The following is a 12,345-nucleotide window of genomic DNA, read 5'->3' on the forward strand; positions in this document are numbered from 1 at the left end:
GGCCGGGGTCTCGCGGGGGGGGGCCCCCGGGGGGGGGGGGGGGGGGGGGGGGGGGGGGGGGGGGGGGGGGGGGGGGGGGGGGCGGGGGGGGGGGGGGGGGGGGGGGGGGGGGCGGCCCCCGCCCCCGCTTCCCCCGCCCCCCGAACCACCCTCCAGAACCACCCCCGCGGCTCTGAGACAATGGGGGGCATGGCGAATGACCGTCCCCGCGTCCTCTCCGGGATCCAGCCCACCGCAGGCTCGTTCCACCTCGGCAACTACCTCGGCGCCGTCCGCCAGTGGGTGGCCCTCCAGGAGTCCCACGACGCGTTCTACATGGTCGTCGACCTGCACGCGATCACGGTTCCGCAGGACCCGGCGGAGCTGACCGCCAACACCCGGCTGGCCGCCGCCCAGCTGCTCGCGGCCGGACTCGACCCGGACCGCTGCACGCTGTTCGTGCAGAGCCACGTCCCCGAGCACGCCCAGCTCGCCTGGGTCATGAACTGCCTCACCGGCTTCGGCGAGGCCTCCCGCATGACCCAGTTCAAGGACAAGTCCGCCCGCCAGGGCGCCGACCGCGCCTCGGTCGGCCTGTTCACCTACCCGATCCTCCAGGTCGCGGACATCCTGCTGTACCAGGCCGACGAGGTGCCGGTCGGCGAGGACCAGCGCCAGCACATCGAGCTGACCCGCGACCTCGCCGAGCGCTTCAACGGCCGCTTCGGCGAGACCTTCACGGTCCCGAAGCCGTACATCCTGAAGGAGACCGGCAAGATCTACGACCTCCAGGACCCGTCGATCAAGATGAGCAAGTCGGCGTCCACGCCGAAGGGCCTCATCAACCTGCTCGACGAGCCGAAGGCGACCGCGAAGAAGGTCAGGAGCGCGGTCACGGACACCGACACGGTCATCCGCCACGACCCCGAGAACAAGCCGGGCGTGAGCAACCTCCTCGGCATCTACTCGACCCTCACCGGCACGAGCGTCCCGGAGTTGGAGCGCCAGTACGAGGGCAAGCTGTACGGCGCCCTCAAGACGGACCTCGCCGACGTCGTCGTCGACTTCGTGACGCCGTTCCGGGACCGCACCCGGCAGTACCTGGACGACCCCGAGACGCTCGACTCGATCCTGGCCAAGGGCGCCGAGAAGGCCCGTGCCGTCGCCGGGGAGACGCTGGCCCGGACGTACCGCAAGGTGGGCTTCCTGCCCGCCAAGCACTGAGGGCGCACCACCGCACGCACGTTCCACCGGGCAGAGCGCTGCACATCACTGCCGCTGCGCCTGCCCTCAGCACGGCCGTGGCCGTACAGTCGATAGCCGTACGACCGAGTACGGCCGAGTACGAACCGGGTGCCGGGCGGCACCCGGCCCGCCCGGCACATCCGACGCGACGAAGGAGACGACGTGGGGACCGTAACGATCGGCGTGTCGATCGCGGTCCCGGAGCCTCACGGCAGCCTGCTCCAGGAGCGGCGCGCGGGCTTCGGCGACGCCGCGGCTCACGGCATCCCCACCCACGTCACGCTGTTGCCGCCGACCGAGATCGACGCCGGCGCCCTGCCGGCCGTCGAGGCGCACCTGACCGCGGTGGCCGAGGCGGGCCGCCCGTTCCCGATGCGGCTGTACGGCACCGGCACCTTCCGGCCGCTGTCGCCGGTGGTGTACGTGCGGGTGGTCGAGGGGGTCTCGGCCTGCGCCTGGCTGCAGCAGCGGGTCCGTGACGCCTCCGGGCCCCTCGCCCGCGACCTCCAGTTCCCCTACCACCCGCACGTCACGGTGGCGCACGGCATCGACGAGGCGGCGATGGACCGCGCGTACGAGGAACTCGCCGACTACCGGGCCGCATGGTCCTGCACCGGCTTCGGCCTCCACGAGCAGGGCGCCGACGGCGTCTGGCGCAAGCTCCGCGAGTACGCCTTCGGCGGCCCCCTCGTCCCCCCGCAGGCCGCCCACGGCGACCACGACCTCCTCCCCCGCCCGCTGATCGACACCCCCTAGACGTCCCGTCGGACGTCCCGCCGGCCGCCTACACCGGCAGCCTGCGGAACACCCCGCGCGGCAGGTGCCGCAGGCCCGACATCACCACGCGCAGCACCCCCGGCACCCACACCGTCTCCGAGCGCCGCCGCAGTCCCCGTTCGACGGCCGCCGCGACCTCCTCGGGGGTGGTGGCCAGCGGCGCCTCCGCCAGCCCGGCGGTCATCCTCGTGCGGACGAAGCCGGGGCGTACGACCATGACGTGGACGCCCGTCCCGTGCAGCGCGTCGCCCAGCCCCTGCGCGAACGCATCCAGGCCGGCCTTGCTGGAGCCGTAGATGAAGTTGGCGCGGCGGGCCCGCTCGCCGGCGACGGACGACAGGACGACCAGGCAGCCGTGGCCCTGGGACTGGAGCGCGCGGGCGGCGACCAGGCCCGCCGACACCGCGCCCGTGTAGTTGGTCTGCGCGACGCGCACGGCGGCCGCCGGGTCGCGCTCGTCGCGGGCCTGGTCGCCGAGGACGCCGAAGGCGAGCAGCACCAGGTCGACGTCGCCCTCCGCGAACACCTTGCCGAGCACCTCCTCGTGCGCCCCGGGGTCGAGGGCGTCGAAGGCGACGGTGCGCACGTCGGCGCCGAGGGCGCGCAGGTCCGAGGCGGCCGACTCCAGGGCGGGCGAGGGGCGTCCGGCCAGCCAGACCGTGCGGGTACGACGGGCGATCAGGCGGCGCGCGGTGGCCAGCGCGATCCCGGACGTGCCGCCCAGCACGAGAAGGGACTGGGGGAGGCCGAAGGCGTCCTTCACGACTGCTCCTGGGGTGGTGTGGGGGCGTTTCAGAGGGCGAGCCGGCGCGCGAGGTCGGACACGAACACCCCGCGGGGGTCCAGCTCCGCGCGCAGCGCGCGGAAGTCGTCCAGGCGCGGGTACATCGCGGCGAGCAGGTCCGGCCGCAGCCGGGAGTCCTTGGCGAGGTAGACGCGCCCGCCGGCGGCGGCGACCTCCTCGTCGAGTCCGTCGAGGAGGGCGCCGAGACCGGGCAGGCCCGCCGGGACGTCCAGGGCCAGCGTCCAGCCGGGCACGGGGAAGGAGAGCCAGCCGGGGTCGGCCTCCCCGAACCGCTTGAGGACGGCGAGGAAGGACGGGCAGCGCCGCCGCGCGATGCGGTCCACGATCCGGCGCAGGGTCTCCTCCCGGCCGCGGCCGACGACGAACTGGTACTGCACGAAACCGCCGCGCCCGTAGACGCGGTTCCAGTGCGGGACCCCGTCGAGGGGGTGGAAGAAGGCGGACAGCCGCTGGAGTTCGCCGGTGCGCGCGCGGGGCGCCCTGCGGTACCAGAGCTCGTTGAAGAGGCCCACGGTGCGGCGCGTGAGCAGCCCCTCGGGGAAGCAGGCGGGCGCGGCCGGGAGCCGGGCGGGGCGGAAGGACAGCGGGGCGCGGCGCGCGCGGGCGGGCAGGGCGGCGAGGGGGGCGTGGTCGCCGCGGGTCAGGACGGCCCGGCCGGTGGCGGCGCCGCGGGCGAGCAGGTCGATCCAGGCCACCGAGTAGCGGTAGCGGTGGTCGGTGGCGGTCAGCCGGGCCATCAGGTCGTCGAGGTCGGTCGCGCGTTCGGTGTCGACGGACATCAGGCTCGTCTCGACGGGCCGCAGCCGCACGGTCGCGGTGAGGATCACGCCGGTCAGGCCCATGCCGCCCGCGGTCGCGTCGAAGAGGTCGGTGCCGGGGCGGACGGTGCGGACCGTGCCGTCGGCGGTGAGCAGTTCCAGGGAGACGACGTGCCGGGAGAAGGAGCCGGACACGTGGTGGTTCTTGCCGTGGATGTCGGCGCCGATCGCGCCGCCGACGGTCACGTAGCGGGTGCCGGGGGTCACCGGCACGAACCAGCCCAGGGGCAGCAGGACCTCCATGAGGCGGTGCAGGGAGACGCCCGCGTCGCACAGCACGCTGCCGCCGGCCACGTCGACGACGTGGATCCGATCGAGGCCCGTCATGTCGAGCACCGCCCCGCCGGCGTTCTGCGCCGCGTCCCCGTACGCCCGTCCCAGGCCCCGGGGGATGCCTCCGCGCGCCCCGCAGCCCCGGACGGCGGCCACGGCCTCCTCGTACGTCCGGGGACGGATCAGACGGGCGGTGGAGGGAGCGGTGCGGCCCCACCCCGTGACGGAAACGGTCTCGGCAGGCATGTCGGTGACCGTATCGCCCCTGTGCGGGTGATTAGTTTTCAAACATTCCATCCTCCCCGAAATGGGTGATTAATGGTATGTCGCTCCATGGTGACGGGAATCCGGCGCGCTCGGCGTGAACAGTGAATCCCCATGGACGACTTGGACGACACGGACGAAACGGCCGGCATGGATGAAACGGCCGACATGGACGACATGGACGAGACGGCCGGCGCGGAGACCGGCATCGACCACCGCCTCCTCACCGCGATCCACGCCCGTGGCGTCGATCCGCGCCTGGCGGCCGCCGCGCGCGCCCTGTCCCGGGCGGGCGAGCACGGCACGCTGTGGCTCGCGGCGGGCCTCGCGGGTGCCGCCCTCGACGGCGCCCGGCGCGGCGCCTGGCTGCGGGCCACCGCGCTCACCGCGGGCGCCCACCTCGCCGGCATGGGCGTGAAACGGATCGTGCGCCGCCCGCGCCCGACCCATGTCGAGCACCTGGTCCGCACCGCCGGACGCCACTCCTTCCCGAGCGCGCACGCGACCTCGGCCGCGGCCGCCGCCGTCGCCTACGGCGCCCTCGGCGCGCACGCCGTGCCGCCGCTCGCCGCCGCGATGTGCCTGTCGCGCCTGGTGGTCGGCGTCCACTACCCCTCCGACGTGGCCGCGGGAGCGGCCCTCGGGGCACTCGCGGCGCGCGTCGGCACCCCCTGGGTGAGAGCCGGCGCACGCCGGGCCGGGGGAGGCGTCCGTGACTGAGGCCGCGCCCCTCGCCGGAACCCACCGCCACGCCGAGCCGCCCGCCCCGCAACCCGCCCTCCCCGGCCGCCGCACCCACCACCCCGGCGCGGACACCGGACCCGGCGCGCACCCCGGACCCGCCGCGCCCGCCGGATCCCTCCCGGCCGGCCTGCTGCGCACCGCCCGCCCCAAGCAGTGGGTCAAGAACGTCCTGGTCGTCGCCGCCCCCGCCGCGGCCGGGCAGCTGTTCACCGTCCACGCCCTCACCGAACTCGCCCTCGTCCTCGCCCTGTTCACCGCCTGCTCCGCCGCCGTCTACCTCGTCAACGACGCCCGTGACGCCGCGGCCGACCGCGCCCACCCCACCAAACGGCACCGCCCGGTCGCCGCCGGACAGGTCCCCGTCCCCGTCGCGTACGCCGCCGGAGGCGCCCTCGCGGTGCTCGCGCCGGCCGTCGCGGCCTGGCTGACCGCACCCGCCGTCGCCGGGCTCCTCATCGCCTACCTGGGCATGCAACTGGCGTACTGCGTCAGCCTGAAGCACGTCCTCGTCGTCGACCTCGTCGTCGTCACCACCGGCTTCCTGATGCGGGCCGTGGTCGGCGGGCTCGCGCTCGGCATCCCGCTGTCGCGCTGGTTCCTCATCACCACCGGCTTCGGGGCGCTGTTCATGGTGTCGGCCAAGCGCTACTCCGAGGCCGTGCAGATGGCCGGGGCGGCGGGCGCCACCCGCGCGCTGCTCACCGAGTACACCACCGGCTACCTGCGCTTCGTCTGGCAGCTCGCGGCCGGCGTCGCCGTGCTCGGCTACTGCCTGTGGGCGCTGGAGGAGGGCGGTGTCCCGCACGCCAGCGTGCTGCCCTGGCGCCAGCTGTCCGTCGTCGCCTTCGTCCTGGCCGTCCTGCGCTACGCCGTCTTCGCCGACCGCGGCACCGCGGGCGATCCCGAGGAGGTCGTCCTCGGCGACCGCGCCCTCGCCGTGATCGGCCTGGTCTGGCTCACCATGTACGGTCTGGCGGTCGCCGACTGGTGACGCGCCGCCCGCCTGCCCGCACGCCGCACGCCGCCGGCCGCGGTCCGCCGGTTCGAGGGGTTCGGGGGGTTCGAGGAGGTCGGGCGCATTCGCGGGTAGAAGAACCGGCACGCGGGTCCGGCCGGAGCACCGCGCACATCTCACCAGGGGAGTCGGATCATGGACTGGCTGAAAAAGCTCCCCGGGATCGGGCCGTGGATCGCGCGGCTGACGACCACGCACGCGTGGCGGTCCTACGAGCGGCTGGACCGGGTGCGGTGGACGATGCTGGCCGCCGCGATGACGTTCACCAGCTTCGTCGCGCTCTTCCCGCTGCTCACCGTGGGGGCCGCGATCGGTGCCGCCACCCTCGGTCCCGAGCGGCAGAAGGAACTCCAGGACAAGATCACCGACCAGGTGCCCGGCATCTCCGACCGGCTGAACGTCGACAGCCTGGTGCAGAACGCCGGCACCGTCGGCCTCATCGCCGGCGCCGCCCTGCTGCTCACCGGCGTCAACTGGGCCGGCTCCGCGCGCGAGTGCCTGCGCGCGGTGTGGGAACTGCCCGACGAGGAGGAGAACCCGGTCCTGCGCAGGCTCAAGGACCTCGGCATCCTCCTCGGACTCGGCGGCGCCGTCCTCGTCACCCTCGCCGTCTCCACCGTCGCCTCGGCGATGGTCGGCTGGATCATCGAGCAGGGGGGCGTCGACCAGTCCGGCTGGGGCGGCATCCTGCTGCGCGTCGCCGCGTTCGCCGTCGCCGTCCTCGCCGACTTCCTGCTGCTGCTGTACGTCCTGACGCTGCTGCCGGGCGTGGAGCCGCCGCGCCGCCGCCTGATCGTGGCGGCGCTCACCGGCGCCGTCGGCTTCGAACTGCTGAAGCTGCTGCTCAGCGGCTATCTGCAGGGCGTGGCCACGAAGAGCATGTACGGCGCCTTCGGCGTGCCCATCGCCCTGCTGCTGTGGATCAACTTCACGGCGAAACTGGTCCTGTTCTGCGCCGCCTGGACCGCGACGGGGTCCGCCGGCGCCGAAACCGGGTCCGGCACCGAGTCCGGCGCCCCGGACGGGGTCAGCGGCGGCGGCGCACCAGATCCGGCAGCGGCCATCGGCGGTTGACCAGGAACGCCGCGCCGGCGAGCAGCAGCAGCGCCCCGCCCGCGATCGCCATGGCGGTCCCCATGCCGCCGGAGCCGTTCCTCGCGACCGCGCCCGCCACCGGCCGCTCGGACACGTTGCCGACGCCGCCGGCCTCCCCGGCCTCCCCGCCCTCGCCGGAGTTCGCGCCGGGCTGCGCGCCGGTGCGCACGGCACCGCGCGGCGGGACCAGCTCGCCCACCGGGGTCACCTTGCCGGCCGCCTGGAAACCCCAGTCGAAGAGGGCGGCGGTCTCCTTGTAGACCTCGTTGTGGTCGTCCTTCTCCGGATTCATCACCGTGACCAGCAGGACCCGTCCGCCCTGCTCGGCGACGCCGGTGAAGGTGGCGCCCGCGTTGGTGGTGTTGCCGTTCTTGACGCCCGCGATGCCCTGGTACTGGGTGATGTCGTAGTCGCCGGTCAGCAGCCGGTTGGTGTTCTGGATCTCGAAGGTCTCCCGGACCGTCCGGCCCTTCTTGTTCTTCGTCGTGGCGCCCGGGAACTTCGCGGTGAGCGTCGAGCAGTACTCGCGGAAGTCCTGCTTCTGGAGGCCGGAACGGGCGATCAGCGTCAGGTCGTAGGCGGAGGAGACCTGGCCGGGGGCGTCGTACCCGTCGGGCGAGACCACGTCGGTGTCCAGGGCCTGCAGCTCGTCGGCGTGCTCGTTCATCTGCTGCACGGTGGCCGCGACGCCGCCGTTCATGGCCGACAGGACGTGCACGGCGTCGTTGCCGGAGCGCAGGAAGACGCCGAGCCACAGGTCGTGGACCGAGTAGGTCTCGCCCTCCTTTATCCCGACCATGCTGGAGCCGGCGCCCACCCCCTCCAGGTCCTTCGTCTCGACCTTGTACTGCGTGGCCTTGGGGAACTTCGGCAGGACGGTGTCGGCGAAGAGCATCTTCAGGGTGCTCGCCGGGGGCAGCCGCCAGTGCGCGTTGTGCGCGGCGAGCACCTCGCCGGACTCGGCGTCCGCGACGATCCAGGACCGCGCGGTGAGGTCCTTCGGCAGCACCGGCGCGCCGCCGGCGAGCTGGACCTGCGTCCCGGCCTGCCCGAGGCGGGCGCCGCCCAGCGACGACATCCCCGCCGGGGGAGCGGCGGACGCGCCGGCCGAGGCGGAGGGGACGGAGGGGGAGGCCGAGGGGGAGGCCGATGCCGAGGCGGCGGCGGACGGCGAACCGGAGGCCGGGGCCGGGGCCGAGGGCGACGGGGTCGGCGCGGCCGTGGACACGGGCGCGGTCAGCGCGAGGGACGCGAGGGTCGCGGAGGTGACCAGCAGGGTTCGCCTGGCGGTCCGCTTCAGGGGTGCGGGCACGACGGAGAAAGTACCGGGCGCACGACGGGAAGTCCCGCCCCCCTCCCCACCCCCCTCATGGAACCGGACAGCGGGCGGCGATACTGAACGCATGAAGCTCAGCCGACCGGTGTCCTGGTTCCTTCTCGCCTTCGGGGTGTGGAGCTGGGTCATCTGGGTCACTTTCGTCAAAAACCTGATCAAGGACGGCAGCGGGCTCGCGTTCGACGACGGCGACCCCACGGCCTACTTCTGGGTCCACCTGACGCTCGCCGTCGTCTCCTTCGTACTGGGGACGGTCGTCGGGGCCATCGGGTTGCGCGGACTGCGCGCCCTGCGGCGAACCTCATAGCCCGGCGCCATAGCCCGGCGCCGTAGCCCCACGCACAGCCCGACGCCCGACATCCGACGCCGCACGCCCGGCGACCGAAGCCCACAGCGGGGGATACGAAGACCGTGGCCATCCTTTTCGTGCTGCTCGCCCTGGCCGTCCTGGCGGTCGTCGTCGTGGCCAACTGGTACCTGTGGCGCCGCCTGTTCCACGACACGACCCGCGCCCCCGGCCGGGTCCGGCGCGGCGGCGCGGTGCTGATCGCGGGCGGCTGGGCCCTCGCCGTCGGCGCCCTGGTCGCCGAACGCGCCGGCGCCCCCTTCTGGCTCCAGCGCGTCCTGGCCTGGCCCGGCTTCCTGTGGCTGGCGCTGTCGATGTACCTGGTCCTGGCGGTCCTGGCGGGCGAGGCCGTACGCCCGCTGCTGCGGCGTGTCCTGGAGCGGCGGGCGGCCGCCCGGACGCCGGCGCCGGTGGCGACGCGGGACGAGGAGCCCGAGACCGTGCCGCCGTCGCCGTCCGGAGCCGGGACGCCCGTGCCGCCGGCCCCGCCCGGCCCCGGGGCGTCCGAGGAGCCGCGGCCCCTCGGCGACACCGGCTCACCGCGCCCCGCCGGCCCCTCCCGCCGCCTGTTCGTCTCCCGCGTCGTCGGCGGCGCCGCGGCCGCGGCCGCCGCCGGGACCGTCGGGTACGGCACCTACGGCGTGCTGCGGGGTCCCGGGGTGAAGCGGGTCACGGTCCCGCTGGCCAAGCTGCCGCGCGCGGCGCACGGTTACCGGATCGCGGTCGTCAGCGACGTCCACCTGAGCCCGGTCCTCGGCCGCGGTTTCGCGCAGAAGGTCGTCGACACCGTCAACGGCACGCAGCCCGACCTGATCGCGGTCGTCGGCGACCTGGTCGACGGCAGCGTGAAGGACCTGGGCCCGGCGGCGGCCCCGCTCGCGCGGCTGCGGGCCCGGCACGGCAGCTTCTTCGTCACCGGAAACCACGAGTACTTCTCCGGCGCCGGGCAGTGGGTCGAGGAGGTGCGGCGGCTCGGGCTGCTGCCCCTGGAGAACGCGCGGACCGAACTGCCGTGGTTCGACCTGGCCGGCGTCAACGACGTCGCGGGCGAGAGCGAGGGGCAGGGGCCCGACTTCGCGAAGGCCCTCGGCGACCGGGACCGGGCCCGCGCGTGCGTGCTCCTCGCCCACCAGCCCGTGCAGATCCACGACGCCGTCGAGCACGGCGTCGACCTCCAGCTCTCCGGCCACACCCACGGCGGCCAGCTCTGGCCCGGCAACCTCCTCGCCGCCGCCGCGAACCCGACCGTCGCGGGCCTGGAGCGCTACGGCGACACCCAGCTCTACGTCTCGCGCGGCGCCGGCGCCTGGGGCCCGCCCACGCGCGTGGGCGCCCCCTCCGACATCACGGTCGTCGAACTGGCGTCGAAGCAGGCCTGAGCACCGCCCGCGGACCGCCCCCGCCCGCACTCCGCCGCCCGGTCCGGCGGTCGTGTCGTAGCGGTCAGGCGCTCGCCCGGTCCGGCAGCCGTACCGTCACCGTCAGGCCCTCGCCCGGCGCCGTGCGGACGTCCACCTCGCCGCCGTGGGCGTCCACCACGCCCTGCACGATCGCCAGGCCCAGCCCGCTGCCCGCGCCGCCGCCCGCGCGGAAGAAGCGGTCGAAGACCCGCGCCGCGTCCTCCGCGGCCAGCCCCGGCCCCTCGTCCCGCACCGACAGCCTCACGACGCCGTCGGCGTGCTCCACGGCCAGCAGGACCGGCACGTCGGCGGGCGTGTGCGTGCGCACGTTGGCCAGGAGGTTGCCGAGGACCTGGCGCAGCCCCGACTCGTCGGCCCGCGCCAGGACCGTGCCGGCCGCGTCGACCGTGACGGGCCGCTCCGGCTGCTGGGCCCGCAGGTCCTGCGCCGCGTCCCGCACCAGCCGGCTCACGTCCACGTCGCGCAGCCGCAGCTCGGGCCGCTGGTCGAGGCGGGCCAGGACGAGCAGCTCGTCGACGAGCCGGCCCATGCGGTCCACCTCGCCGTTCATCCGGTCCCAGGCGCGCCGCCGCTCGGCCGGATCGCGCAGCATGCCCCGGTCGTACAGCTGGAGGTAGCCGCGGATCGCGGACAGCGGGGTGCGCAGCTCGTGCGAGGCGTCCGCGACGAACCGGCGCAGCTGGGCCGCGCTGCGCTCGCGCGTGCGGTACGCCGTCTCCACCTGCTGGAGCATCGAGTTCAGCGCGAGGCGCAACTGCTCGACCTCCTGGGTGGGGTCGTGGCGGGAGGGCACCCGCCGGGTGAGGTCGCCCTCGGCGATCGCCGAGGAGGTCTCCACCATGTCCTCCAGCGGCCGCATCCGCCGCCGCACGCTGAACAGCGTCAGACAGGCCAGCAGCGCCAGCAGCAGGGTGCCCACGGCCAGGTCGAGCTTGAGCGCCTTGACCATGCCCTTGTGCACGGCGTCGGTGGAGACGGCCAGCAGGATGCAGGTGCCGTCGGAGAGCCGTATCGCGGTCGCCCGGTAGGCGGCGCCCGCCACGGTGACGTCGTGCGGCTCCGGGTCGCGGGCGAGGGCGGCGGGGTCGTCCACGGCCCGCGCCAGCCCGGTCTGGGTGTCGGTCGGCGCGACGCCGAAGACCGCCACCGCCTCGCCGTCGCGGCCGACGGCGGCGAAGACGGAGTCGGGCGCGGGCAGTTCCCCGGACCGCTCGGGCATCAGGCGGTCGCGGACGAAGCCGAGCGCGCTCAGCGAGTCGATCTTCCGCAGGGTCAGGCCCGAACCGCTCAGCGAGGCACGGGTCTTGGTCAGTTCGGAGTCGGCCTGGTCCAGCAGGTAGTGCCGCATGGTCATCAGGCTGACGGCGGTCGCGGCGATGATGCCGAGCGCGAGCAGCACCACGTTGGCCGCCGTCAGCTTCACGCGCAGGGAGTGCGTGCCGCGCCGGTGCGGCCGCCTCACGCCAGCCCGTATCCCACGCCCCGCCGGGTGGTGATCACGGGCGGTCCCAGCGCGTCGAGCTTGCGCCGCAGATAGCTGATGTACGTCTCGACGACGGTCGACTCGGCCGGGGCGTGCTCGTACTGCCAGACGTGGCGCAGGAGTTGCTCCTTGGGCACGATCCGGCCGCCGTTGCGCACCAGGAAGCGCAGCAGCGCGTACTCGGTGGGGGTCAGCTCGACGGCGCGGCCCGCGCGGTGCACCGAGTACGTCGCCTCGTCCAGCTCCAGGTCGCCGTAGCGCAGCGGCGGGCGCCGCGGGAGGACGTCGCCGGCCGGGGTTCCGCCGCGGGCGCGGGGAAGGGTGCGGCGCAGGACCGCCGTGACGCGGGCGACGACCACGTCGATGTCGAACGGCTTGGTGATGTAGTCGTCGCCGAAGCCGAGGGCGCCGACGATCTCCGCGGGCGCGTCCCGCGCGGTCAGGAAGACCAGGGCCAGCTCCGGCCGCCGCGCGCGCAGTTCCCGCCCGAGGGCCCGCCCGTCGCCGTCCGGCAGCATCACGTCGAGCAGGGCCACGTCGACGGGCGGCCTCCCGTCGCGCGAGCCCGCGCGCGCGTGGGGGGAGACCGGGTCGGCGAGGGCGAGGGCCTCGCGGACGGTGCCCGCGGTCAGGACCTCGAAGCGGTGGAAGCGCAGGGCGATGGCGAGGACGTCCGCGATGCTCGGTTCGTCCTCCACCACCAGCACGGTGCCGGGGGCCGTCGTCATGCCCTCCAGTATCGGC

12 protein-coding genes are annotated in these 12,345 nt (G+C 74.7%); 7 read left to right on the forward strand and 5 right to left on the reverse strand.

Annotated elements, in window-relative coordinates; translation table 11 throughout:
- Positions 1-189: 189 nt before the first annotated feature.
- Positions 190-1,203: a tryptophan--tRNA ligase gene (trpS, locus tag ACF09K_RS02145; protein ID WP_392240545.1), complete on the forward strand. Its 1,014-nt coding sequence runs from the start codon at positions 190-192 to the stop codon at positions 1,201-1,203.
- A 183-nt stretch (positions 1,204-1,386) separates the two neighbouring features.
- A complete protein-coding gene (locus ACF09K_RS02150) occupies positions 1,387-1,980 on the forward strand; it encodes a 2'-5' RNA ligase family protein (RefSeq protein ID WP_392240546.1) in 594 nt (197 codons plus the stop codon).
- A 28-nt stretch (positions 1,981-2,008) separates the two neighbouring features.
- Here ACF09K_RS02150 and ACF09K_RS02155 read toward each other — a convergent pair whose 3' ends face one another.
- Positions 2,009-2,764 carry a decaprenylphospho-beta-D-erythro-pentofuranosid-2-ulose 2-reductase gene (locus ACF09K_RS02155; protein ID WP_392240547.1) on the reverse strand — a complete coding sequence of 252 codons (756 nt, stop codon included), beginning with the start codon at positions 2,762-2,764 and terminating at the stop codon, positions 2,009-2,011.
- A 29-nt stretch (positions 2,765-2,793) separates the two neighbouring features.
- A complete protein-coding gene (locus tag ACF09K_RS02160; protein ID WP_392240548.1) occupies positions 2,794-4,143 on the reverse strand; it encodes an FAD-binding protein in 1,350 nt (449 codons plus the stop codon).
- Positions 4,144-4,329: 186 nt separating this feature from the next.
- Between ACF09K_RS02160 and ACF09K_RS02165 the strand changes: the two genes are divergently transcribed.
- The 3 genes from ACF09K_RS02165 (at position 4,330) to ACF09K_RS02175 (ending at position 6,994) form a co-directional block, all read left to right on the forward strand.
- Complete coding sequence (locus ACF09K_RS02165) at positions 4,330-4,881, forward strand: phosphatase PAP2 family protein (protein WP_392241006.1); 552 nt, start codon at positions 4,330-4,332, stop codon at positions 4,879-4,881.
- The gene (locus tag ACF09K_RS02170; RefSeq protein WP_392240549.1) at positions 4,874-5,896 is read left to right on the forward strand and encodes a decaprenyl-phosphate phosphoribosyltransferase; all 1,023 of its coding nucleotides are present in this window, start codon (positions 4,874-4,876) and stop codon (positions 5,894-5,896) included. The genes ACF09K_RS02165 and ACF09K_RS02170 overlap by 8 nt, the downstream gene beginning before the upstream one ends.
- Positions 5,897-6,055: 159 nt before the next feature.
- Complete coding sequence (locus tag ACF09K_RS02175; protein ID WP_392240550.1) at positions 6,056-6,994, forward strand: YihY/virulence factor BrkB family protein; 939 nt, start codon at positions 6,056-6,058, stop codon at positions 6,992-6,994.
- Here ACF09K_RS02175 and ACF09K_RS02180 read toward each other — a convergent pair.
- Positions 6,948-8,327, reverse strand: a complete 1,380-nt coding sequence (locus ACF09K_RS02180; RefSeq protein WP_392240551.1) for a D-alanyl-D-alanine carboxypeptidase family protein — start codon at positions 8,325-8,327, stop codon at positions 6,948-6,950. The genes ACF09K_RS02175 and ACF09K_RS02180 overlap by 47 nt on opposite strands.
- A 91-nt stretch (positions 8,328-8,418) precedes the next feature.
- On the opposite strand from ACF09K_RS02180, the gene ACF09K_RS02185 reads away from it, so the two are divergent.
- Together ACF09K_RS02185 and ACF09K_RS02190 are read left to right on the forward strand one after the other, a co-directional pair.
- Positions 8,419-8,658: an SCO4848 family membrane protein gene (locus ACF09K_RS02185; RefSeq protein WP_392240552.1), complete on the forward strand. Its 240-nt coding sequence runs from the start codon at positions 8,419-8,421 to the stop codon at positions 8,656-8,658.
- Positions 8,659-8,762: 104 nt separating this feature from the next.
- On the forward strand, positions 8,763-10,076 hold the full coding sequence (locus ACF09K_RS02190; protein ID WP_392240553.1) for a metallophosphoesterase: 1,314 nt from the start codon (positions 8,763-8,765) through the stop codon (positions 10,074-10,076).
- Between the two features lie 64 nt (positions 10,077-10,140).
- On the opposite strand, the gene ACF09K_RS02195 is transcribed toward ACF09K_RS02190, so the two are convergent.
- Positions 10,141-11,580, reverse strand: a complete 1,440-nt coding sequence (locus tag ACF09K_RS02195) for an ATP-binding protein (RefSeq protein ID WP_392240554.1) — start codon at positions 11,578-11,580, stop codon at positions 10,141-10,143.
- Positions 11,577-12,329, reverse strand: a complete 753-nt coding sequence (locus ACF09K_RS02200; protein WP_392240555.1) for a response regulator transcription factor — start codon at positions 12,327-12,329, stop codon at positions 11,577-11,579. Before ACF09K_RS02200 ends, ACF09K_RS02195 begins: the two co-directional genes overlap by 4 nt.
- Positions 12,330-12,345 lie beyond the last annotated feature (16 nt).

This window comes from Streptomyces sp. NPDC014882 (assembly GCF_043081325.1).
Lineage (GTDB): Bacteria > Actinomycetota > Actinomycetes > Streptomycetales > Streptomycetaceae > Streptomyces.